This is a genomic window from Entomohabitans teleogrylli (assembly GCF_001484765.1).
In the GTDB taxonomy this organism is placed as follows: domain Bacteria; phylum Pseudomonadota; class Gammaproteobacteria; order Enterobacterales; family Enterobacteriaceae; genus Entomohabitans; species Entomohabitans teleogrylli.
The window spans coordinates 170567-192985 of the sequence record NZ_KQ947376.1 but is presented as its reverse complement, the minus strand read 5'-3'; the positions used below and the strand labels follow the sequence as shown (position 1 = coordinate 192985).

General features: G+C 57.0%; 20 protein-coding genes. 8 read left to right on the top strand and 12 right to left on the bottom strand.

Annotation, left to right across the window (positions count from 1 at the left end):
* Positions 1 to 52: 52 nt before the first annotated feature.
* The 3 genes from AQ981_RS00915 to AQ981_RS00905 all read right to left on the bottom strand — a co-directional run bounded on the left by AQ981_RS00915 (position 53) and on the right by AQ981_RS00905 (position 2466).
* Entirely contained in the window at positions 53 to 424 is a 372-nt protein-coding gene (locus AQ981_RS00915) for a cell envelope integrity TolA C-terminal domain-containing protein (protein ID WP_161969147.1), read from the bottom strand.
* Between the two features lie 82 nt (positions 425 to 506).
* A complete protein-coding gene (locus tag AQ981_RS00910) occupies positions 507 to 1019 on the bottom strand; it encodes a hypothetical protein (protein WP_058909874.1) in 513 nt (170 codons plus the stop codon).
* 49 nt (positions 1020 to 1068) lie between these two features.
* On the bottom strand, positions 1069 to 2466 hold the full coding sequence (locus AQ981_RS00905; protein WP_161969146.1) for a tyrosinase family protein: 1398 nt from the start codon (positions 2464 to 2466) through the stop codon (positions 1069 to 1071).
* Here AQ981_RS00905 and AQ981_RS27825 point away from each other — a divergent pair.
* The gene (locus AQ981_RS27825) at positions 2450 to 2692 is read left to right on the top strand and encodes a hypothetical protein (RefSeq protein WP_161969145.1); all 243 of its coding nucleotides are present in this window, start codon (positions 2450 to 2452) and stop codon (positions 2690 to 2692) included. The genes AQ981_RS00905 and AQ981_RS27825 overlap by 17 nt on opposite strands.
* A 355-nt stretch (positions 2693 to 3047) precedes the next feature.
* On the opposite strand, the gene AQ981_RS00900 is transcribed toward AQ981_RS27825, so the two are convergent.
* From AQ981_RS00900 to prpB, 5 genes are all read right to left on the bottom strand, one after another.
* On the bottom strand, positions 3048 to 3260 hold the full coding sequence (locus AQ981_RS00900; protein WP_058909872.1) for a hypothetical protein: 213 nt from the start codon (positions 3258 to 3260) through the stop codon (positions 3048 to 3050).
* A 277-nt stretch (positions 3261 to 3537) separates the two neighbouring features.
* A complete protein-coding gene (prpE, locus tag AQ981_RS00895) occupies positions 3538 to 5424 on the bottom strand; it encodes a propionate--CoA ligase (protein WP_058909871.1) in 1887 nt (628 codons plus the stop codon).
* A 45-nt stretch (positions 5425 to 5469) separates the two neighbouring features.
* Complete coding sequence (locus tag AQ981_RS00890; protein WP_058909870.1) at positions 5470 to 6921, bottom strand: bifunctional 2-methylcitrate dehydratase/aconitate hydratase; 1452 nt, start codon at positions 6919 to 6921, stop codon at positions 5470 to 5472.
* Between the two features lie 43 nt (positions 6922 to 6964).
* The gene (gene prpC / locus AQ981_RS00885) at positions 6965 to 8131 is read right to left on the bottom strand and encodes a bifunctional 2-methylcitrate synthase/citrate synthase (RefSeq protein ID WP_058909869.1); all 1167 of its coding nucleotides are present in this window, start codon (positions 8129 to 8131) and stop codon (positions 6965 to 6967) included.
* 66 nt (positions 8132 to 8197) lie between these two features.
* Positions 8198 to 9085 (bottom strand): methylisocitrate lyase, encoded by an 888-nt coding sequence (gene prpB / locus AQ981_RS00880; protein ID WP_058909868.1) that lies wholly within the window; start codon positions 9083 to 9085, stop codon positions 8198 to 8200.
* Positions 9086 to 9352: 267 nt separating this feature from the next.
* Between prpB and prpR the strand changes: the two genes are divergently transcribed.
* Positions 9353 to 10984 carry a propionate catabolism operon regulatory protein PrpR gene (gene prpR / locus AQ981_RS00875; protein WP_058909867.1) on the top strand — a complete coding sequence of 544 codons (1632 nt, stop codon included), beginning with the start codon at positions 9353 to 9355 and terminating at the stop codon, positions 10982 to 10984.
* Here prpR and AQ981_RS00870 read toward each other — a convergent pair.
* A complete protein-coding gene (locus AQ981_RS00870) occupies positions 10962 to 11756 on the bottom strand; it encodes a DeoR/GlpR family DNA-binding transcription regulator (RefSeq protein WP_338031282.1) in 795 nt (264 codons plus the stop codon). The two genes, prpR and AQ981_RS00870, sit on opposite strands and share 23 nt — an antisense overlap.
* Before the next feature lie 240 nt (positions 11757 to 11996).
* On the opposite strand from AQ981_RS00870, the gene AQ981_RS00865 reads away from it, so the two are divergent.
* From AQ981_RS00865 to AQ981_RS00845, 5 genes are all read left to right on the top strand, one after another.
* The gene (locus tag AQ981_RS00865) at positions 11997 to 13439 is read left to right on the top strand and encodes a glycerol kinase (RefSeq protein ID WP_058909865.1); all 1443 of its coding nucleotides are present in this window, start codon (positions 11997 to 11999) and stop codon (positions 13437 to 13439) included.
* A 9-nt stretch (positions 13440 to 13448) separates the two neighbouring features.
* Entirely contained in the window at positions 13449 to 14687 is a 1239-nt protein-coding gene (eutH, locus tag AQ981_RS00860) for an ethanolamine utilization protein EutH (protein WP_058909864.1), read from the top strand.
* Positions 14688 to 15013: 326 nt separating this feature from the next.
* Positions 15014 to 15781: a basic amino acid ABC transporter substrate-binding protein gene (locus tag AQ981_RS00855; protein ID WP_058909863.1), complete on the top strand. Its 768-nt coding sequence runs from the start codon at positions 15014 to 15016 to the stop codon at positions 15779 to 15781.
* Positions 15782 to 15848: 67 nt separating this feature from the next.
* Positions 15849 to 16613: an amino acid ABC transporter permease gene (locus tag AQ981_RS00850; RefSeq protein ID WP_058909862.1), complete on the top strand. Its 765-nt coding sequence runs from the start codon at positions 15849 to 15851 to the stop codon at positions 16611 to 16613.
* Complete coding sequence (locus AQ981_RS00845) at positions 16600 to 17322, top strand: amino acid ABC transporter ATP-binding protein (protein ID WP_058909861.1); 723 nt, start codon at positions 16600 to 16602, stop codon at positions 17320 to 17322. Before AQ981_RS00850 ends, AQ981_RS00845 begins: the two co-directional genes overlap by 14 nt.
* 37 nt (positions 17323 to 17359) lie before the next feature.
* On the opposite strand, the gene AQ981_RS00840 is transcribed toward AQ981_RS00845, so the two are convergent.
* The 3 genes from AQ981_RS00840 to AQ981_RS00830 all read right to left on the bottom strand — a co-directional run bounded on the left by AQ981_RS00840 (position 17360) and on the right by AQ981_RS00830 (position 20492).
* On the bottom strand, positions 17360 to 17746 hold the full coding sequence (locus AQ981_RS00840) for a VOC family protein (protein ID WP_058909860.1): 387 nt from the start codon (positions 17744 to 17746) through the stop codon (positions 17360 to 17362).
* Positions 17747 to 17889: 143 nt separating this feature from the next.
* Positions 17890 to 19098, bottom strand: a complete 1209-nt coding sequence (locus AQ981_RS00835; RefSeq protein ID WP_058909859.1) for an FAD-dependent oxidoreductase — start codon at positions 19096 to 19098, stop codon at positions 17890 to 17892.
* Positions 19095 to 20492, bottom strand: coding sequence for an NAD(P)/FAD-dependent oxidoreductase (locus AQ981_RS00830; RefSeq protein ID WP_058909858.1), 1398 nt, complete (start codon positions 20490 to 20492; stop codon positions 19095 to 19097). Before AQ981_RS00830 ends, AQ981_RS00835 begins: the two co-directional genes overlap by 4 nt.
* A gap of 432 nt (positions 20493 to 20924) precedes the next feature.
* Between AQ981_RS00830 and gbpA the strand changes: the two genes are divergently transcribed.
* Positions 20925 to 22388 carry an N-acetylglucosamine-binding protein GbpA gene (gene gbpA, locus AQ981_RS00825; RefSeq protein WP_058909857.1) on the top strand — a complete coding sequence of 488 codons (1464 nt, stop codon included), beginning with the start codon at positions 20925 to 20927 and terminating at the stop codon, positions 22386 to 22388.
* The last annotated feature ends 31 nt before the right edge of the window (positions 22389 to 22419 follow it).

The window sequence follows — 22419 nt, the reverse complement described above, 5'->3', positions numbered from 1 at the left end:
GCCTTCTGACAGATAACGGCCCGGATCCGGGCCGTTATCCCCGGCACCGGTATTACGGATGGAAGTCTATTGGTATCCCCTGCTCTGTAACCTGCCACTCTGCCGGCAGGTACGGGAATGCATCTTTCTCCAGCATGCGATCCAGCGTCTTTTTCATCGCCCGGCAAAACACTTTATCCCCTTCGGCAATCGTCACTGCGGTGGGCTTTTCACCATTTTTCTGCTGCAACCGCAGGGAACAGGTCTTCCCCTGATATTTTTTCTGGTTGGGGAGATAGCTGTAAATTGTTTTCTGAAGAGCCGCGGCATAGTCCACTGCCGTCTCCGGACGCTGCTGGTTATTTTCGATTTCCCTGGCCGAGTGGCGCGCCTGGCAGCCAACCACTGCCAGCAATAGCCCCACCAGCAATGCTTTCCCTGTCATAAAATAACCCCTGTTATCCTGGTATCCGGTTACTGATTTCGCCGCAACCATACCGCTACCCGGTACGACAATGCCAGCACACTCACTGGCTTTCTGCGCCGTTGGCCCACAGTTCGATACGCTCAATAGTGGGCTGGCTGGCGGTCGCCACCGGATGATTTGGCTGCAGAATAATATTCAGCACCTTATTATCATCCCGGCAGTCAATTTGCAGCGTTTGCGCAAGGAAGAAACTGAGATTTCTCGCCTGCCCTGGTACAGCGCCAAAAAAGTTAATCTGCCCCACCGCCACGCGTTGCGGACCGGTCGGCTTATCGACAACAGGAAGTTCGAGAAATATCTGCCAGGTGGCTTCAGGATCGGCACAGGCGCGTATCCCGCGCAGCATCAGAGTTAGGTTTTCCCGCCGACAGTCGATGATGCCATGTCGGGCAACGAGCTTCAGTTGCAGGGTAGTTTCAGCGCTGCCTGTCGACAGCGCCGTGAGTTTTTTCCCCGTCGCCCCCAGCAAAATCGGCGGCGCGGCGTTTACTGAGGCGCAAAACGCCAGTGCAAGAAGCAGAGTGAAGCCGGTTAGCTTACCGCAGAAACGCATTCTCCACCCCGCTTTTGATCGTCGGATTATCGCCGCGGCAATACCGCCATTACTCAATCACAAACTTAATTTTCTCAATCATTGGCATGGCGGCGTCATTGCCTTTCGCCGTTGGCGACAGGGTAATTTGCGGCGTGGTGATTTTCTCCACAGCCAGCATCGCCAGCGTCTTCTCATTCAACAGAATGCTGTACATCTTCGGCTGGGAGGTTAATTCCGTAGCGTTGTCTTCGCCATCATGGTGATGAGAACCCGGAACGCCGAAGAAATTCACCTGGCCGACAAACGACGGTGAGCTGGTCGATAAATCCCCCACCGCACTGCCATGTACAAAAACATTATAGCTACCGTTAACCACGTCATGAGCGCTCAGTCCTTCAAAACGCAGAAAGACCCGCGCTGACGAAGTCTGCTTTTCGAGTAAATTGTCAGAAAAAAGCGTGACGGATCCCCCTTCAGGATTCAGCGCCAGCGTTGTCGATTTATCCCCCAGGGTAACTTGCGGGGCACTGGCCACCAGCGCCAGTTTCTTCGCCATCACCTGCGTCTGGCCGGTAAAAGGAATACTGCCTGCCGGACGTTCGGCATAATGCGAATAGGCGCTTTGCGGTACAGAGAGATAATCCGCTACTTTCACGACATCCGCTTTTCCTTCCGCGGAGGCAAAGACAAAGGTGGCATTTTTGAAGGCGTCGTCGTCAGGGTTTTTACCGCCGGCCTGGTTCCAGCTGGCCCAGATTCGGTCTACGTTGGCGTGATGCACCCAGAAAACCGGATCGCTGGCGGCCCAGGGAACGGAGGCCATTCCGCGACGATTACCGACATCAACATGCAGCGCGCCGTGGGGGTTATTGTCCAGATTGGCGCAAAAACCGGCATCGGAAGCGGTGGCGGAATAAAAGTTGGATTTCATACAATCGAGGGTCAGCGCCGCGCCGCCTGGTCCCTCGGTGATATTGTGCCCTTGATTCGTATTGTCCCAGCGATCTTTACGATACAGTGAACCCCACAGCGCATCTCCCGGACGGCGAAACGCCTCGGGAATACTCTGCTGGGCAGGATCGGTGTAGTCCCACCACGGCAGTGTGAACTGCGCTTCGCCGGACACCTGGCGAATGATATTTTCAAAAAAGGCGACAAACATACGGTGCCACGGCAGGAAAAAGTCTTCCCGCTGTCCGCTGTGGGCCTGGCAGGTATCCCACATTTTATCGGCCAGTTCTTTGTCATAGCTGGCCGATGGATAGATACGGCTAATTTCGCCCGCTTTGGTTCTGTCGCCGCGCACAAAATGGGTATACCACTGGAATTCCCAGTTCAGCGGATTCCCTTGCGGATAGAGACTGGTATCCATCATCTTCGCCACGGCTTTGGCATAGATCTCAAGCATGGCTTTACCTTCCGACGAGCTCACGCTGTAGCGCGTAAGAGTGTTATTAGTCGGCATAGCAAAAGCCTTAAAGGATTCCGGCAGCAACAATCCCCCAACGACAATTGCGCCACCTTTAAGTACATCGCGACGTGAAAATGCCCCCATTGGTGTAACCCTCGATTTGCTGTGTGTGTTGCCGCATCAGCCATTACCCGGCGCGGCGTTGAAAATAGAAAAAGCAGAAAATAAATTGAATTTAGCCAGAGAAAAAATAAAAGCAAATCCATTCCGGGTAATTTAAATTAAGTCATTAAAAATCGCCTGAAAATTAAATATAAATTATATGATATTTTAAAAAATAAGAATATATCAAAGGTATTTACCTCGACACCCACAAAATAAAAAGCCGAATGTTTTATTAAAACAAAAACAGACCGACCAGTTCTGCTATGGAAAAAAGATATGATGTTTCCCGCCAGAAGGTGGCATTACGATAACCGGATAAAAAAAGATACCAGGGAGTTGGAGGACAAAGCAGAAAAACAGTTAACAATAACAGTAAGACGAAAAACTCATATCAGACACTCGGGCGTCAACAGATACCATCTGATTCCTGTTGTTTATCAGACACCAGACCCGGTCTGGAGGCACAAGCCTCAGCGCTTTACCTGTCCATTTTTACTCTTCTTTCCTTGCGCTAACTTCACATGTAAAACAACGACAATAATGATTGTCGGAATCATGAATTCAATCCAGTACTCAGGTATAAACAGGGTATACAATAACCACAGGGCAACGAGTAAAGCAACGGCTAACTCGGTAATCAGAAATTTTTTCACTACATATTTCAACACGCTATTTAAATCCATTTTACTCGTCCCCGAATCGAGCTTCCCGGATTCCGCTTCAGCATAAAGAAGACGATATATTCAGAAAGCCACATAATAAGTCCGTTTGTTTTATCCATTATTTGATGACAGTTTACTGGTAAAAAGATATCGGCATCAAGTCCGATTAAACGCCTATAAATCCGGATATTACTGATTTAATCCCTCTCTCCGGCACAAAAAAGGCCCGCACAATTCACTCATGCCGGGCCAGCGTTTAATGCATTCATCGTGTTATGACATATCCGATGTTACCCCGTTATTCACCCAATGCCCGCTGTATCTCCTGCAGCGCATTCGGGTCTTCGATGGTGGTCAAATCCCCCGGGTCACGGCCTTCGCAGATAGCCTGCATGGCGCGGCGCAGCATTTTCCCGGAGCGGGTTTTTGGTAGCTGCGAAACAAAGTAAATCCGCGCCGGGCGGCCAAAGTGGCCAATCTGATCGTCCACCCGGTGTAGAATTTCCTCCTCCTCATGCTGCGCCACATCGCGCAGTAGCAAAGTGTCCCCCTGCTTCGGGATCACGAACGCCACCGCGACCTGCCCCTTCACGGCATCCTTCACTCCGACGACCGCCACTTCCGCCACGTTGCCATAACCGGAAATACTCTCTTCGATTTCCCGGGTACCCAGTCGGTGACCGGCTACATTGATCACGTCATCGGTGCGCCCGAGAATAAAGTAGTAGCCGTCTTCGTCGCGTATCCCCCAGTCGAAGGTGGCATAGACCTGGCGTTCGAACATCGACCAGTAGGTATTCACAAATCGCGCATCATCCCCCCAGATGGTCTGAATGCACCCGGGCGGCAATGGCCCTTCGATCACTACCATGCCCTTCTCGTTGGCCGCACACGGCTCGCCGCTGTTCTCATTGAGCAGTTGGACGTTGTAGCCGAACATCGGCACCCCCGGGCTGCCCAGCCGGGTCGGACGTTCGTCCAGTTCCCGGGCGATAGCCATAATCGGCCAGCCGGACTCGGTCTGCCAGTAGTTATCGATAACCGGAATACCCAACGTTTCGGTTACCCAACTGGCAGTCGGTTCATCGAGCGGCTCCCCGGCCAGATACAGCACTTCCAGCGATGAAATATCGTGGTTGCGGATCTGGGCGGTGGGGAATTTCTTCAGAACCCGAATGGCGGTCGGCGCCGAAAACATGCGGCTGACCTGGTATTTCTCGACAATCTGCCACCATACTCCGCAGTCCGGCCAGGTGGGCGTGCCTTCAAAGACGATCGTCGCCATCCCGGCCAGCAGCGGCGCGTAGACGATATAAGAGTGTCCGACTACCCAGCCGATATCCGAAGTACAGAAGAAGACTCCCCCGGCCCGGCCGCCGAAAATCGTCGCCATGGTGGTGGCCAGCGCCACCGCATAGCCGCCGACATCGCGCTGCACCCCTTTCGGCCTCCCGGTAGTGCCGGAGGTATACAGGATACAGGAGGTCTCACTGGCCTCCAGCCAGACCACCGGTATTTGGGCATCCAGATGCTGTTCGCGCAGTGTCGCATAATCGACATCGCGCCGGGCGACCTGCGGCATCTCCGCCAGACCGCGATCCACCAGCAGTACGTGACGCGGCGGGTTGCTGCACAGGCTGATAGCATCATCAAGCAGCTTTTTATAGGGGATCACTTTCCCCGCCCGCGAACCGGCATCGGCGGAAACAATCAGCACCGGACGGGCGTCATCAATGCGCGCCGCCAGGCTGTGAGAGGCAAAGCCGCCAAATACCACCGAATGAATAGCGCCGATACGCGCGCAGGCCAGCAGGGTAATGTGCGCCTCGGCAATCATCGGCATATACACCAGCACCCGATCGCCGCGCGTTACCCCCAGCGCCAGTAGCATCGCCGCGGTGCGATTCACCTCGCGATGCAGCTCGCGAAATGTAAAAGTTCGCTCCTCCCCGGTCTCCGCCGACACGGCAATCAGCGCCAGCGCATCGGGCTGGCTCTCCAGCCAGCGGTCGATGGCGTTGTGACACAGATTGGTCGCGCCATCGCAGAACCAGCGGGCGAATGGCGGATTACTGTAATCCAGGGTTCGGGTAAAGGGCGTCTGCCATTCAATGCGCTGCGCCTGCTCCCCCCAGAACCCGTGCGGATCGTCTATCGAACGCTGATAAAAAGTCGCATAAGACATGGTTGTCTCCTTCTGAACACCGTCAGATCTGCCCCGCCTGGCTCGTCAGATAACGAACAGGTCGAGGTACTCATTTACCGGCATCTGCTCCAGGCGCTGCCTGTCCAGGGAGACATCCAGAATGCGCTGCTGCTGGCGGGCCGGGAACTGACGCGCCAGGTTAGTCTTAAATTTCTCAATCAGTAACGGAATGCCCTCGTCACGGCGCCGGGCGTGACCGATGGGATATTCCACCACCACCTCTTCAAAGCGGCTGCCGTCGCTGAACTCCACGGTGAGAGCGTTGGCGATGGAGCGCTTCTGTGGATCGTGATAATCGCGGGTAAACGCCGGGTCTTCGTGGCAGGTGGTTTTCTCGCGCAGGGCGTCAATACGCGGATCGCCGGCCACGCTGTCCTCATAATCCGCCGCGGTCAGGCGCCCGAACAGCAGCGGGATCGCCACCATGTACTGGATACAGTGATCGCGGTCCGCCGGATTATTCAATGGCCCCTGCTTATCAATGATCCGGATGCAGGCTTCATGAGTGCGGATGGAGACCCGGTCAATATCGGCGGCGGTTTTACCGGCGTCCTGCATCCTGCGGTACAGGGTCATAGCGGCTTCCACGGCGGTCTGGGAGTGGAACTCCGCCGGGTAGGAAATTTTGAACAGCACATTTTCCATCACATAGGAACCATACGGACGCTGGAAGCGGAATGCCTCGCCCTTAAACGACACATCGTAAAAGCCCCAGGTTTTCGCGGTCAGCGCCGAGGGATAACCCATTTCGCCGGTGCGCGCCATCAGCGCCAGCCGCACCGCCCGGGAGGTCGCGTCCCCCGCCGCCCAGGACTTACGGGTACCGGTATTCGGCGCATGGCGATAGGTCCGCAGCGACTGGCCGTCCACCCACGCCAGCGACACCGCGTTGAGGATCTCATCGCGGGTCAGTCCGAGCATTTCCGCCACTACGGCCGTAGAGGCCACTTTCACCAGCAGCACATGGTCCAGACCGACGCGGTTAAAGGCATTTTCCAGCGCGATACAGCCCTGAATCTCATGGGCCTTAATCATCCCGGTCAGCACCTGCTGCATGGTCAGCGGCGCTTTACCCATCGCGACCGCGTTGCGTGACAGCCAGTCGGCCACCGCCAGAATGCCGCCCAGGTTATCCGAAGGATGGCCCCACTCCGCCGCCAGCCAGGTGTCATTGAAGTCCAGCCAGCGGATCATCGCGCCAATATTAAACGCCGCCTGTACCGGGTCGAGCTGGTACTGGGTGCCGGGCACCCGGGCGCCGTTGGGCACCACCGTTCCCGGGACAATCGGCCCCATCAGTTTTTTACAGGCCGGATATTCCAGCGCTTCCAGCCCACAGCCCAGGGTATCCAGCAGGCAGTAATGGGCGGTGTTGTAAGCCACTGCGGAATCAATGGCGTAATTCATCACGTAATCGACAATGTCGACAATTTCGCGGTCGAACGGCGGACGTTGGTTAATCATCGGCTGGGACATAATATTTTCCTGTTTTGGTTTTTTTCAGAGGTAACACGGCGCGCTACAGGCGCTGATCCAGCGCCACAAAAGGACGCTCTTCCGGCCCGATGTAGTTAGCCGAAGGACGAATAATTTTGTTATCCTGGCGCTGCTCAATAATATGCGCCGACCAGCCGGTAACTCTGGCCATCACAAACAGCGGCGTGAACATTTCGGTGGGGACGCCCATCATGTTGTAGGAGACCGCCGAGAACCAGTCGAGGTTGGGGAACATCTTCTTGGTTTCCCACATGACCGACTCCAGCCGGTCGGCGATGTCGTACATCTTCATCGATCCCGCCTCCCGGGAGAGCTGTTGGGCGATGTTTTTAATCACCTGATGGCGCGGGTCGGAAATGGTATATACCGGGTGCCCGAAACCGATGATCACCTCTTTGTTGTCAATACGCCGGCGGATGTCCTGCTCGGCTTCATCGGGGGTCTCATAACGTTGCTGAATCTCCAGCGACACTTCGTTAGCGCCGCCGTGCTTCGGCCCACGCAGCGCGCCAATCGCGCCGATGATCGCCGAATAAATATCAGAACCGGTTCCGGCGATAACCCGGCCGGTAAAGGTCGAAGCGTTAAATTCATGCTCAGCGTAGAGGATCAGCGAAGCATGCATCGCTTTCACCTGGCTTTCCGGCGGCGTCTGGCCGTGCAGCAGGTGCAGGAAGTGGCCGCCGATCGAATCATCGTCGGTCTCCGGCTGGATGCGTTCGCCGTTATGGCTGTAGTGGTACCAGTAGAGCAGGATCGATCCCAGCGATGCCAACAGCTTGTCGGCAATATCCCGGGCGCCGGAGACGGTATGGCCGTCTTTTTCCGGCAGAGTACAGCCCAGCGCCGACACCCCGGTGCGCATCACGTCCATCGGGTGCGACGCCGCCGGCAGCGCTTCCAGTACGGTACGGACGTTAGCCGGCAGGCCGCGCAGCGCTTTCAGGCGCGTTTTATAGGCCTGCAGCTCATCGCGGTTGGGCAGTTTGCCGTGGATCAGCAGATAGGCCACCTCTTCAAATTCACAGTGGCGCGCAAGGTCGAGGATATCGTAACCGCGGTAGTGTAAATCGTTGCCGCTGCGGCCTACCGAACACAGAGCGGTATTACCGGCAGGCACGCCGGACAGGGCTACGGATTTTTTGGGTTTACCGGCAGTCGTGGTTTGCAAAATGGTCGCTTCGCTCATACTGGCCTCGTCATTATTTTAAGTGTGTAGGGTACAACCGGGCCTGTGTCCTGACAGAACAGGCCGTTAATCGCCGCGTTTGCGGGCAAATAGCGCGTCGAGTTTCTCTTCGAACTGGTAGTAGTTGATGCTTTCGTACAGCTCGCTGCGGGTCTGCATGATGTCGATAACGCTTTTCTGGGTGCCTTCCTGGCGCAGGACGTTAAATACCTGCTCCGCGGCGCGGTTCATGGCGCGAAACGCCGACAGCGGATACAGCGCCATCGCGACGTGGGCGCTGCGCAACTCTGCGGTGGTGAACAGCGGCGTGGCGCCGAACTCGGTGATATTGGCGAGGATGGGCACCGATACCGCATCGGCGAACTGCCGGTACATGGAAAGTTCGGTGATAGCTTCCGGGAATAACATGTCGGCGCCGGCCTCAACATAAGCGCGAGCCCGCTCGATAGCCGCCTCCAGCCCTTCCACCGCCAGCGCGTCGGTACGCGCCATAATCACAAAATCGGCATCGGTGCGGGCGTCCACCGCGGCTTTAATGCGATCCACCATCTCTGCGGTGGAGACAATGGCTTTATTGGGGCGGTGGCCGCAGCGCTTGGCCCCCACCTGATCTTCGATATGCAGCGCCGCCGCGCCGGCTTTACTGACTGATTTCACAGTGCGCGCCACGTTGAACGCCGAGGCGCCGAAGCCGCTATCAACATCCACCAGCAGCGGCAGCGGACAGACATCGGTGATACGGCGGATATCGGTCAGCACATCGTCCAGGGTGGAAATCCCCAGATCCGGCAATCCCAGCGATCCGGCCGCCACGCCGCCGCCGGAAAGGTAAATCGCCTGAAAGCCGGCCCGCTGCGCCAGCAACGCATGGTTGGCATTAATAGTCCCGGCAATCTGTAACGGCGTTTCTTTACTCAGCGCCTGGCGAAAGGCCTGTCCCGGTGTACTCATCATGTACCTCGATTGTTATCCAAATGTGACTTTCAGATAATCAATAGCAAGAGGTGTGCCAGAAAGGCGATAAATAGACCGCGCCGAAAAAGCCGAAACAAAAATCAATAAAATCATCTCATTATGAATATCAACAACTGCAAAGACAGGCGATGGAGAAAAAAAGCGCTTCAGCTAACGTTTCAAAAAATGTTTCACCTGCTTTCTTTGAAACAATCATGAAACAACGCTACAACAGATCGGGTCTCCACTGTATTCAGGTGCGCCGCCATGACCGACCCTTTCAGTCCGCCCGCGACCGGCTCCGCAAAACCGGTGATCTGGACCGTTTCCGTCACCCGGCTGTTTGAGCTGTTTCGTGATATCAGCCTCGAATTTGATCATCTGGCGACCATCACGCCGATCCAGCTCGGCTTTGAAAAAGCGGTACAGTACATCCGTAAGAAACTGGCCACCGAGCACTGCGACGCCATTATCGCCGCCGGCTCCAACGGCGCTTACCTGAAGAGCCGCCTGTCGGTACCGGTGATTCTGATCCGTCCCGGCGGCTTTGACCTGCTGCTGGCGCTGGGCAAAGCGCGTCGGGTCGCCGATCGTATCGGCGTAATTACCTACAAATCGCCGCTGCCGGCGCTGCAGGAGTTCCAGAAAACCTTTCAGCTACCGCTGGAACAGCGCAGCTACGTCACCCGCGAGGACGCCCGTACCCAGATCGGTGAACTGAAAGCCGCCGGTATTAAAGTGGTGGTCGGCGCCGGGCTGGTGACTGAACTGGCTGAAGAGGCCGGCATGGCGGCTATCTTCCTCTATTCCGCCGCCACGGTGCGCGAGGCGTTCAGCGATGCGCTGGACCTTACCCGGCTGGCGCTGGCAGGAGCCAGGCGCAACGGCGATTACCTGCATCAGGACACGTTGCGGCCGCGCTACGGACTGGAGGATTTACTCGGAGAATGCCGGCAGATGGAGCAGGTACGGCGCACCATCATGCTGTATGCCCGTTCCCCGGCGGCGGTACTGCTGGAAGGCGAAACCGGCACCGGTAAAGAGTTGGCCGCCCAGGCGCTGCACCAGGAATATTTTGCGCGCCGCGGCGGCCGCGGCAGGCGTCTGAATCCCCCCTTTGTCGCCATTAACTGCGGGGCGATCGCCGAATCGCTGCTGGAAGCGGAGCTGTTCGGCTATGAAGAAGGCGCTTTCACCGGCTCCCGACGCGGCGGGCGCAGCGGCCTGCTGGAAACCGCTCACGGCGGTACGCTGTTTCTGGATGAAATCGGCGAGATGCCGCTACATCTACAGACCCGGCTGCTGCGGGTGCTGGAAGAGAAGCGCGTCACCCGGGTTGGCGGCCAGCAGCCGGTGGCGGTGGAGTTTCGGGTGATCAGCGCCACCCACTGCGATCTTGGCCTGGCGGTCGCCAGCGGCGCTTTCCGCGCCGACCTGTTTTACCGGCTGAGCGCCCTGCGCCTGCGCCTGCCGGCGCTGCGCGAGCGCGGCGACGATATCCGCCTGCTGGCCGGACGCTACCTCACCCAGTCCCTGGCGGCGCTGAATATTCCGCTCAGCGAAACGCTGCGCGCCCGGATAGCCCTGTGTATCCCGGCGCTGCTGAGCTATGGATGGCCGGGCAATATTCGCGAATTACGCAATATCGCCGAACGACTGGCGCTGCTGCTGGGTAGCGGGATGGTGAATGATGAAAACGATCTGCGCGCCCTGATGCCGGAGCTGTATGCCTGCGGCGACGAAGCGCCGGGCTTTTCCGCGCCGTCGCCATCGACGCTTGAAGTACTGGCATTGTGCGACGGGGATCGCGCCGCCGCCGCCCGTCGGCTGGGCATCAGCCGCACCACCCTGTGGCGCCGGCTGAAGGAGGAGCGGGCTACTGCGCCGCCAGCACCGTGACGTGGGCCGGAAATGTCAGTTGCCCGAGGCGCTGCTCGGGGTCGGTAGTGACCAGAAAATGCACCGATTTCCAGTCGCAAACCAGCGCCGTGGCGCGACTGTCCAGCTTATGGCCGTCCGCCAGCACAATGGTCTGGCGGCTCTGCTGGATCATTTGCCGGGCGATAGCCGCCTCATCAATATCCTGGTCCATGATGCCCGACTGCGGGCTGACCGCGCCGGCGCCAATCACCGCATAATCGGCATAAAACGCGCTGATATTCTGTAGCGCGATGGCGCCCACGCATTCGAGTTTCGAATTACTGAACTGCCCGCCGATCAGGATGACCTCGGTGGTGCTGTTTTCATGAAAGATATTCGCCACCATTGGCGAATTAGTAATAACCATCAGATCGTTAATCCCCACCAGTTGGCGGGCAAACTCGAGGGTGGTGGTGCCAAAATCAATAAACAGCGAATCTCCCGGTTTGATCAGGGATATCGCCCGCCGGGCGATAGCCTTTTTGTCTTCTTCCGCCAGCCGGGCACGCTGGTTGAACGCCAGTTCAAAACCGAACTGGCTGCTGACCGCCCCGCCGTGCACTTTACGGATATGGCGCAGCTCTTCCAGTTTGTTTAAATCGCGGCGGATGGTTTCCTGGGAAACCTGAAAATAATCCGCCAGTTCATTAACAAAGACCTGCCCGGAATTCTTCAGCATCTCCAGGATGATGGCGCGCCGTTCGGCGGCGTTAGAGTAATCCATCCCCTTGTTTTCCTGACTGTTGGTCATATCGATTCCCACGCTTTGCGACTCCCGGCAGTGTTCCCGAAGCCGCTGGCGATGTCAATCGGCCGACACGGGCGCCCCTGCCGGGCAATGTTAACAGTCGGATAAGTAAAAAGTATGAGACCGATCACGGATAGTTCATTTATTGTGACATTTATGTTGATTATGCGTGTTAAAAAGATCTTAAATCACCAAAACAGTCAAAAACACAACACACAACCCACATAAAACACAGAGTTCAGTATGCTTAACCAACGCTATGCAGCCATTGACCAGGGAACCACCGGCACGCGGGTAGTGGTGTTCAGCGAGGATGGACGCTACGTCTCCCCGGCGGCGATACCACACAAACAGCTCACCCCCAATCCCGGCTGGGTGGAACACGATGCGCTGGAAATTCTGCGCAATATTCGCGCCTGCCTGGGAAAATGCGATGTGGTCGACGCCATCGGCCTTGGCCACCAGGGAGAGAGTATCGTCGCCTGGGATGCCCGCAGCGGGCAGCCGCTGTATAACGCCATTATCTGGCAGGATCAGCGGACCGAAAGCACCATTCGCCAGTTAAAAGCGGATGGCGTTGAGGCAATGGTGCAGTGCCGATCGGGCCTGCCGCTGGATACCTATTTCTCCGCCAGCAAAATGGGCTGGGTGATGAAGAACGTGCCCGGCGCCCGGGAACTGGCGCGCCGCGGGCAGTTGCGGATGGGAACCATGGACAGCTTTTTTCTGTTCCACCTCTGCGGCGTGCACGCCACTGATTACAACTCCGCCTCCCGTACCTCGCTGTTCAACATCCATACCCTGACCTGGGACGAGGAGCTGTGCCGGCTGTTTGAAGTTCCTCTCTCCGCGCTGCCGGAGGTTCGCGACAATATCGGCCACTTCGGCGAAGTCTGCTATGAGGGGAATCGCACGCCGCTGACTGCCTGTATTGTCGATCAGTTTGGCGGCACGTACGGTCATGGCTGCATGGAACCCGGGCAAATGAAGATCACTTTCGGCACCGGCGCTTTTTTGCAATCGATTACCGGTCGCCAGGTTCCGGATGCCGACGGTTCCGGGCTGTTGCCGACTCTGTGCTGGAAATTTCCCGGCGAAGCCCCAGTCTATGGGCTGGATGGCGGAGTCTATAACGCCGCGTCGGCCATCAACTGGGCGCGTAAAATTGGCCTGTTCAGCGACTTCGATGAGTTCAACCATTTTCCCGCTCAATCGGCTATTGCCCGCGGACTGGCCTTTGTTCCGGCACTGTCCGGCCTCGCCTGCCCGTACTGGGACCGCTCCGCCGCCGGCGTCTGGGCTGGGTTATCGCTGGAAACCACTCGCCAGGATATGTTGCAGTCGATTCTCGAAGGTATTGCGGTACGCGCCGCCGAAGTGATTTATGCCATGGATCGCGTGCGGCCGGTAGGAGAAACCATTTCGGTCGACGGCGGGCTGTCGGCAAACCGCTATTTCAAACAGTTTCTCGCCACCCTGATCCAGAAACGCATTGTGGCTCCGGCAAACCGCGAGATGACCGCGCAAGGGGTCGCCCTGCTGGCCCGCAAAGGACTGGGTATCGCCCATCCGATGAACGTTCACCACCACCATGACACCACCCAGCCCGAGCCCACCGATCTGAGCGCTTATTTTCATAAGTATCAGGAGGTTATTTCCCGGGCTCGCCATTTACGCAGCGAATGAGAGGCCATCATGTTTGATCCTGGTAATATCGTTATTTACATCATTATGGCCGGAACCCTGATCGGGGCCGTCGCCTCTATCGTCCGGCCGGAAAGCGGGCTCGGCAAAGAATTTGTTAACGGTATCCACTCTATTGGCCCGGTGTTTCTCGCCCAGGCCGGTATTATGGCGGCGATTCCGATTCTTTCCTGGGCCATTACCCATAGCGTCGGGCCGCTGTTCCAGTCCCTGGGCTCGGATGCCTCTATCGCCGCCCTGTCGATCATCGCCGTGGACATGGGAGGATATCAACTGGCGGATGCCATTGCCGCCAACCGTGATATGTGGATCACCGCCATGCTGATCGGCTATACCTCCGGCGCCAGTATCGTATACCTGATTCCGGTGGGGCTGGTGATGCTGCGCCAGCGGGACCACAAATATCTGGCGCTGGGCGCAATGGCCGGGCTTATCAGTATTCCGTTTGGGGTACTGATTTCGCTGATGATCATCACCCTGAACCATATTCCGGTACGCGATATCATCTCCACTACCTCACCGGCCAGCCATTATCTGGCTATCGATTTTACCCACGCGCTGACCCTGCTGTCGCCGCTGTTTGTATTTTGTCTTCTGCTGGCGCTGGGGCTGAAATTCCGCACCACAATGATGGTGAATCTGTTTTTACTGTTCGGCAAAATTATGGACGCCTTTATCAAACTGGTGCTGGCCGCGTGTATCATCGAACACTTCACCGGCGTCTTTCGCGCCGTTTTCGGCGGCTGGGTCTTCGATCCGCTGTTCGCCGATGAAAAAGAGCTGTACCGCGCCATTGAGATCGCCGGCTATATTGGCATCATGCTGGCGGGGACCTTCCCGGTCTGCTACCTGTTCCAGAAATACTGCCGTCGTCCAATGCACTACCTGGGCCAGAAGCTGCGCCTCAGCGATGCCGGCGCGGTAGGCATGGTGATGGTGCTGGCCAATATCATCGCCGTCTACCACCTGTTCAGTAACATGAAAGCCAGAGACAAGGTGCTGTGCGTGGCGTTCGGCATCTGCGCCCAGGCGACGCTCGGCGATCATCTGGCCTTTACCGCCAATTTCCAGCCCACCCTGGTGGTGCCGATTATGATCGGCAAATTTGTTGCCGGCGCGCTGGCGGTAGCGATTGCGATATTTATTTCCGTCCCGGCGGCAGAAAAAATGGAACAGCGTGAAAACGATCGCCCGGAAAATCATCCAGCGCTGGCGAAAGCATCAGCCTGATAAATATATCTGAGTAGCTATTGACTATTTATTAATATATCTGGTTAACGTCGTGTCATTACCAGGTTAATTTTTACCACCTGAATATTATTCCGGGTATTACAGCCAGGCCGCCTTAGCGCGGCCTTTTTTCTGAGCAGACGCGCTATTCGCGACAGGTTTTATCTGAATGGCGCGGCTATTTTGCCGGATCGACGCGCAAACGCTCGCCGTCTAAATAAAAAACGTGTTACAGCGCGCAAAGTCGCCAGCGGCTATTGCGCGCCCGGGAGGATATATGTCATTTTATGCATTGTTTTTGCATAAAAATATACCAGGGGATAATAATGTTAAGAAAAATCATGATAACAGGATGTATGGTGGCGGCGCTGGCCAGCAGCGCGATCGCGATGGCGCAGACTTATGTGGTCGGCTCCGGCGGCACCTATCGCCCGTTTGAATTTGAAAACAGCCAGAAACAGTTGGAAGGCTTTGATATCGATATTATTAAAGCCATCGCCAAAGCAGAGAATTTCGACATTAAACTGGTGAATACGCCCTGGGAAGGGATTTTCGCCACCCTCAACTCCGGCGATCGCGACATCATCATTTCCGGTATCACCATTACCGACAAACGAAAGATGATGGTCGATTTCTCGCAGCCCTATTTCCCGGCCCAGCAGGCCATCGTCGTGCCGGAAGGTTCAAAGGTCACCGCGCTGGCGGACCTGAAAGGTGAGAAAGTCGGCGTGGTGAACTCCAGCACCGGGGACATTGTGGTGTCAGAAGTGCTGGGTAAAAACAGCACCGCGATTAAGCGGTTCGACAACACCCCGCTGCTGCTACAGGAGCTGTTTGAAGATGGCGTCAGCGCCGCGGTCGGCGACGTTGGCGTGGTGAAATACTACATCAAACAGCATCCGGAAAAAGCCTTCAAACTGGTGGATGACGCCAAATTCGAACGCCAGCATTTCGGTATCGCGGTAGCCAAAGGCAATGAAGAATTGCTGAAGAAAATCAACGACGGCCTGCAAAAAATCATCGCCGATGGTAGCTACGCGAAAATCTACCAGACCTGGTTTGACGGCGACGTTCCCACCCTGCCGGCACAGTAACCCGATTTCATCTCTCTGTTTCGCTGCCAGCTCCCGGGCTGGCAGCCTTGTTTCCGGATAGGATGCTATGACAGGCTTTAACTGGTCGATTATTCAGGAGTATGGCCCGCTGTTTATGCAGGGCGCCTGGATGACCATCAAATGTACCATTATCTGTGTCATTCTCGGCACCCTGTGGGGGTTAACCCTTGGGCTGGGGCGTATGGCCCACGCTGAACACGGGCCGTGGAAATTTATCCTGCGCTGGCTGGTGCAGTTCCCGGTGCGCTTCTACGTCAGCGCGTTTCGCGGCACGCCGCTGTTCGTGCAAATCATGGTGGTGCACTTCGCGCTGGTGCCGCTGTTTATCAACCCGCGTGACGGGGTGCTGGTGACCAGCGGCCTGATGAGCAGCGAATTCGCCCGCTACCTGCGATCCGACTATGGCGCGTTTCTCTCCTGCATTGTGGCGATTACCCTTAACGCCGGCGCCTATGTGTCGGAAATCTTCCGCGCCGGGATTCAGTCTATCGACCGCGGCCAGATGGAAGCCTCCCGGGCGCTGGGCATGCCGTGGTGGAAGAGCATGCGCAAAGTGATCCTCCCCCAGGCTTTCCGGCGTATCCTGCCGCCGTTGGGCAATAACGCGATTGCCATCGTTAAGGACTCCTCGCTGGCGTCGGCGATTGGCCTGGCGGATCTCGCCTACGCGGCACGTACCGTCTCCGGCGCTTACGCTACCTACTGGGAGCCCTACCTGACCATTTCACTGGTTTACTGGGTGATTACCTTCCTGCTGGCGCAGGGAGTCAACGCCATGGAGAAGAGGTTCGGTAAAAGTGATTCACGTTAATAATCTGCATAAACACTTTGGCGACAGCCACGTCCTGCGCGGCATCAGTTGTGATATCCAGCCCCGGGAAGTGGTGTGCATCATCGGCCCTTCCGGCTCCGGGAAAAGCACCCTGCTGCGCTGTATGAATGCCCTGGAGCAGGTCAATGAAGGGGAAGTCACGGTCAATGGTTTCGCGCTCCACGACCGACGCTCCAACCTGAACGCAATGCGCGAAAGCGTCGGCATGGTCTTTCAGCGCTTTAATTTGTTCCCGCACATGACGGTGCTGGAAAACCTGATCATGGCGCCGTTGTCCCTGAATAAGATGTCGCGCAGCGAAGCCATCGCGCTGGCGGATACTCTGCTCGACAAAGTGGGCCTCAACGACAAGCGCGACGCCTGGCCCTCCAGCCTGTCCGGCGGCCAGCAACAGCGCGTGGCGATCGCCCGGGCGCTGGCGATGCATCCGTCGATCATGTTGTTCGATGAACCAACGTCGGCGCTGGACCCGGAACTGGTGGGCGAAGTGCTGGCGGTGATGAAAACCCTCGCTGAAGAAGGCATGACCATGGTGATTGTCACCCACGAAATGGGTTTTGCCCGCGAGGTGGCGGACCGGGTGATTTTTATCGATCAGGGGATTATTCAGGAACAGGGAACGCCGGAGCAGATTTTCAGCGCGCCGACCAACCCGCGCACCGCGGCATTTCTCAGTAAAGTGTTATAACACGCTGTGGGCGGCCGCCTGGCCGCCCTGGCTGTCCTTATTCAGCGGTGATTTCCACCAGATTACCGTCCGGATCGCGCAGCACCGCTTCGTAAAAGCCATCGCCGGTATAGCGCGGACCGCTGACCAGAATACCCTCCTGCTGCGCCCGCTGCGCCAGACTATCCACCGCCGCCTTATCCCCGACGCTCACGGCAATATGCGCCCAGCCGCAGCATTCAGGATTTAACGGCGCGTCCGCCAGTTGACTCAGGGTCATCAGTTCAATGGTGGCGCCTTGCGCCAGATGGACAAAGCGCGAGGAAAAACCCGGGCGGTTGCGGCTGTCATACTGTTCACCGACCCGGGCGCTAAACCAGTTTTCCCAGAAGTGGGCCTGGGCATTCAGATCGCGGGTCCATAAGGCGACATGGGTAATTTTCATCTCTGTTCCTTTTATTTTACTCAACGGTTAATAGAGATGTGTCACTGAATATCGGAGTACCGGCCCCCCGATAAGGGGCCGGTTTATTATTATGCGGCTATTCTGGCAAAGGCGCTGTGGATTGTCACGGTATTACTCCCCGGTCAACCGGCCGCCACAATCAGCGGCTCGTCGGGGGAAATCAGCGCGCTGTCGATGCCCCTGAGCAGCACCCGCCGCTCCGGCATGCAGCGGTGCGTACGGCGGTACAGCTCCCGATCGCCGCTGCGCACCACAATCTGGCCGCGCCACGGCGCGTTGACCCGCACATTGAGCGTCACAATACCGGCATTGGGGCGTAGCACATTCGGCGCCGCGATGCGGAACACCTCGTCCAGCGCCACTGTCACCCGCGGTACCGCTGCCGGCGGCAACGATAATGAGCGCGCCGCCGCCGCGCCAACCCGCAACCCCTCCTGATAACACTGGTCGCCCATATCCGCCGGATGCGTCATATTTCCCACCGCGTAATAAGCCGGATCGGAGCAGCATCCGTGTTGATCGAACACGGGCCGTCCGCTGTCCGGCTCGCAGGCCAGGTGGCTGCCGCGAATCAGGGTATATTCACCGGTAAAACGACCGGTAAAAATCACGCTGTCGCAGGCCAGTTGTGTCACTTTGCCGGCGGGATCGCTGAACTCAATACTTTCCACCCGCTCCAGGCCATTAATCCGCGACAGATGGGCATTCAGGTATACCGGCACGCCCAGCAAGCGGGCGAACAGCGTACAGAACCGCCAGGCAACCGGCCGCGGATTGTCGTCAATCATCGCCAGCGCGCGGATCCCGGCATTACGCAGCGTCCACAGAGCCGAAAAACTCACCAGCTCGCTGCCCACGATCACCGGGCGCGTGCCGGGCAGTAATTTTTTCAGGTAGATAAACTGCTGCAGCGCCCCCGCCGTTAAGATCCCCTGAGGACGCAGACCGCTCACCAGCCGCGGATGGCGCGGCGTCTCCCGCACGCCGGTGGCGATAATCACCCGCTGCGCCTGCAACATTTCCAGACCGCGATCCGAGGTCACCTCCAGGCGCCCTTCGGGCAGCAGGCGCAGCACATTGGTTGCTGTGCGTATCTCGCATCCGCTCCCCAGCCGCGCGACGTTTTTCCGCGCCCAGCGATGACCGCTCATCGGACGATAGCAGGTCTGGACGCCAAACGTTGGGTGGCGGCAGTGGCGCGGCACGCCCCCCGCTTCGTTCTCGCGTTCGACAATCAACAACCGCTTTACCCCGGCGTCCTGAAGCGCCCGGGCGGCCGCCAGTCCGGCAGGCCCGGCGCCGATGATAATCACATCATATTGACCGTTCATTTTACCTTCCCGACCACCAGCGTATTGTTCAACCGTTGTGCGGCAATCTCCGCTATCTGATTGCTGCAAAAGAATCCATTGCAGCGCCCCATCATGGCTCTGGTGCGCCGCCGCAGGCCGCCAATACACTCTGGCGGAATGGCTGAAGCAAACGCGGCCTCTATTTCACGCCGCGTCACCAGTTCGCAGTGGCATACCACGCCGCCGTGTCCCGCGCACTGGTAATCGCGCCCGGCGTATTCCGACAGCCCCGGCATCGTCGGCCAGCGTAAAGTCTGCGGCGGATGCAGCGCGAACGGCGCCGTAAAGTTATCCCTGAATAGCTGTTCCACATGGCCGGCGATACCCAGCGCCGCGGTTAAACCGGTGGAGCGAATACCGCCAACGGTGATCCACTGCTGCTGCGGATAATCGAAAATCCGGTAGGCTTTTTGTTCCGTGGCCGGCCGTAGCCCGGCATAGGTCGCTGTGACACTGTAATCGGAAATCGCCGGTACCAGTTGACGCCCTTTCTCTATCAGCGATTCCAGTACCGCCTCGCTGACTTCCGCCCGTTCGCGATCCTGCTGCTCTTCCGCCGTGGGGCCGAGCAGCAGGTTGCCGAAAATGGTTTTACAAATCAGCACCCCTTTGGTGGTGGGCGTGGGCACCGGCAGAATAATCGCATTCACCAGCGGCGCGGCGGCTTTGTCGAAAATCAGGAACTGGCCTTTGCGCGGGCGAACTTCAAACTCCGCTTCGCGCCACAGCCCATCAACCCGATCGCCGTAGTTACCGGCGCAGTTGATCACCAGCTTAGCGTGAACCTCTCCCTGCGCAGTAGTCAGCCGCCAGCTATCCCCTTCGCGCCGGGCGCCGGTCACCTCACAGTTGAAGCGATAACGGGCGCCGTGCATCACCGCCTGGGTCAGATACGCCAGCGGCGCGCTCCAGGGATCAATCACATATTCTCCCGGCACCAGCACGCCCCCCAGCGCCCCCGGCGCGAGGTGCGGCTCGCGCTGGTACAGCGTCGCCACATCGATCTGCCTGACATCCGATACCCCGTTTTCATGGGCCTGGCGGACAATACCCGGCAACAGCGCCAACTGTTCATCATTCCATGCCACCACAATCGCCGCGGTTTTCAGCAGCGGCAGATTCATCTGTTCGTGAATCTCCAGGTATTCCCGATACCCTTCCTGCATACAGCGCACTTCCAGACTGCCCACCGGAGCATCAAATCCGGTGTGCAGGATGGCGCTGTTGGCCTTACTGGCGCCGGAGAGAATATCTCCCCCTTTCTCCAGCAGCAGGGTCCTGGCGCCCATCAGGGTAAAGCGACGCATTACCGCGCAGCCAACCACCCCGCCGCCAATCACCACCACATCGACCGATTCAATGGATTGATTCATCTTCGTCCTCTCACCATACCTTTTGCTGTGATGAAAACACAAAAACAACACAATAACAACACAAAAACCACTTTATAACCACATAGAAAGGCCAATGCGTGACCCTGACAGGCGATTTTCGCCCCATTCCGCCGCTGAAAACCACACCTTCGCCACACCATTTTCCTGATAACGGTACGCGCCTGGCGCAACCATCAATGAAAGATAAATAACGCCAATAGTTATTCCCCGGAAAAGGGCCCCGACTATATCAATTAATAGTTCTCCGGCGCCGGGGTTATTAAACCGCTGCCGGCGATAACAGGGGCCATTATTTATTTCCCGCGCAGGCAAGCGCTATTGCGACCAATTTTCTCCACGGCAGCCAATGACTTATTCCCGGATATCTTCATACACTGACGTGGCTGTATTAACCTTCTAATGGACTATAGGATGAAACTTTCCAAAATTGCGCTCGCCGTGGCAACATTAACCGTTGCTTCTTCTGCATTAGCACACGGCTATATTGAATCCCCTGCCAGCCGTGCGTATATGTGTAAACTTGGCCAGAATGTCGACTGCGGTTCCGTACAATACGAACCCCAGAGCGTTGAGCGGGCATCTGGCTTCCCGTCAGGCAGCCTGCCGCCGGACGGACAACTGGCCAGCGCCGGGATTGCCAACTATTCCCAACTGGATAAACAGAGCATGAATGCCTGGACCAAAACGCCGATGACGGCGGGGATGCACGAATTTGTCTGGCACCATACCGCCCCGCACAAAACCACCAACTGGCGTTATTACATTACCAAGCAAAACTGGAACCCAAATAAACCGCTGACCCGCGATCAATTTGAATTAACCCCATTCTGCACCATCGATGGAAAAGGTCAGGCCCCTGCGGTAACCCAGTCAATGAATTGTAATGTTCCGCAGCGTACCGGTTACCAGGTTATTTATGGCGTATGGGAAATTGCCGACACCACCAATAGTTTCTATCAGGCGATCGATGTCGATTTCGGTAATGGCGGCAATACCACCCCAGATGCGACCCCGGATGAAACGCCTGGCGTGGTCTCCGAGTGGAGTAAAACCCTGAGCGGCCAGATATCCGGTAACGATCTGGCGGCAGGCGATAAAGTGATTGTGCGCTTCTTTGACGCCAACGGTGAGGTGATCGGTATGCGTACCGAACTGACTATCTCCTCTGCTCAGCAGGGTGATGCCAGTCAATGGGCCTACGATCTGGCGGAAAAAATTAATGCCAGCCACAGCGATGTCCGCGCCGGCGTCAAAGATGAAAGCGGTAACGTAAGCCCGATTCACGGCGCTAATAGCATCTTTGTTCGCGAAGGCAGCACGTTGCAAAGCGTCGCCGTCTCCTATGAAGAACAGAAAGCGCCGGTTAACGAAACTGTGCAGGTTTCCGGCGTCCAGTACAGCAAAATCGAAAACGGCCAGGCAACGGTCAATTTTCACGTCAACACCCATGGCGATGTGAACTTTGAAGCCCACGTGATGAACCACCACGGCGCAGAAAAAGGTTACCTGAAACAGGATATGAACAACGTCAATCAGGATGTCACGCTGACCCTGAATGATGTGACCGCTGGCCACCATATGCTGAAGTACTATGCCACCAATAAAGCCGGCACGCTGTTTGCCCAGGATGTTATCGACCTGCACCTGGAAGACGCCGCCGCGGCCAGCCATACCGGTAATTACGACTTCTCGTTCCCGGACGGCCTCTCTTCATACAAAGCCGGTACCGTGGTCCTGCAGCCGAAAGATGGCAAAACGTATCAATGCAAGCCATTCCCGTATAGCGGATATTGCCTGCAGTACAGCCGCTATGCCAACCAGTACGAGCCGGGCGTTGGTTCACACTGGAAAGAGGCGTGGGTGCTGAAGAACTAAATCCTTTCCCGCTCTTCGCAGAGAGCAACAC

Bases quoted from the DNA above. Each gene is read 5' to 3' on its own strand.
- AQ981_RS00915 (WP_161969147.1), bottom strand. From the start codon at position 424: ATGACAGGGAAAGCATTGCTGGTGGGGCTATTGCTGGCAGTGGTTGGC.
- AQ981_RS00910 (WP_058909874.1), bottom strand. From the start codon at position 1,019: ATGCGTTTCTGCGGTAAGCTAACCGGCTTCACTCTGCTTCTTGCACTG.
- AQ981_RS00905 (WP_161969146.1), bottom strand. From the start codon at position 2,466: ATGCCGACTAATAACACTCTTACGCGCTACAGCGTGAGCTCGTCGGAA.
- AQ981_RS00900 (WP_058909872.1), bottom strand. From the start codon at position 3,260: ATGGATTTAAATAGCGTGTTGAAATATGTAGTGAAAAAATTTCTGATT.
- prpE (WP_058909871.1), bottom strand. From the start codon at position 5,424: ATGTCTTATGCGACTTTTTATCAGCGTTCGATAGACGATCCGCACGGG.
- AQ981_RS00890 (WP_058909870.1), bottom strand. From the start codon at position 6,921: ATGTCCCAGCCGATGATTAACCAACGTCCGCCGTTCGACCGCGAAATT.
- prpC (WP_058909869.1), bottom strand. From the start codon at position 8,131: ATGAGCGAAGCGACCATTTTGCAAACCACGACTGCCGGTAAACCCAAA.
- prpB (WP_058909868.1), bottom strand. From the start codon at position 9,085: ATGATGAGTACACCGGGACAGGCCTTTCGCCAGGCGCTGAGTAAAGAA.
- prpR (WP_058909867.1), top strand. From the start codon at position 9,353: ATGACCGACCCTTTCAGTCCGCCCGCGACCGGCTCCGCAAAACCGGTG.
- AQ981_RS00870 (WP_338031282.1), bottom strand. From the start codon at position 11,756: ATGACCAACAGTCAGGAAAACAAGGGGATGGATTACTCTAACGCCGCC.
- AQ981_RS00865 (WP_058909865.1), top strand. From the start codon at position 11,997: ATGCTTAACCAACGCTATGCAGCCATTGACCAGGGAACCACCGGCACG.
- eutH (WP_058909864.1), top strand. From the start codon at position 13,449: ATGTTTGATCCTGGTAATATCGTTATTTACATCATTATGGCCGGAACC.
- AQ981_RS00855 (WP_058909863.1), top strand. From the start codon at position 15,014: ATGTTAAGAAAAATCATGATAACAGGATGTATGGTGGCGGCGCTGGCC.
- AQ981_RS00850 (WP_058909862.1), top strand. From the start codon at position 15,849: ATGACAGGCTTTAACTGGTCGATTATTCAGGAGTATGGCCCGCTGTTT.
- AQ981_RS00840 (WP_058909860.1), bottom strand. From the start codon at position 17,746: ATGAAAATTACCCATGTCGCCTTATGGACCCGCGATCTGAATGCCCAG.
- AQ981_RS00835 (WP_058909859.1), bottom strand. From the start codon at position 19,098: ATGAACGGTCAATATGATGTGATTATCATCGGCGCCGGGCCTGCCGGA.
- AQ981_RS00830 (WP_058909858.1), bottom strand. From the start codon at position 20,492: ATGAATCAATCCATTGAATCGGTCGATGTGGTGGTGATTGGCGGCGGG.
- gbpA (WP_058909857.1), top strand. From the start codon at position 20,925: ATGAAACTTTCCAAAATTGCGCTCGCCGTGGCAACATTAACCGTTGCT.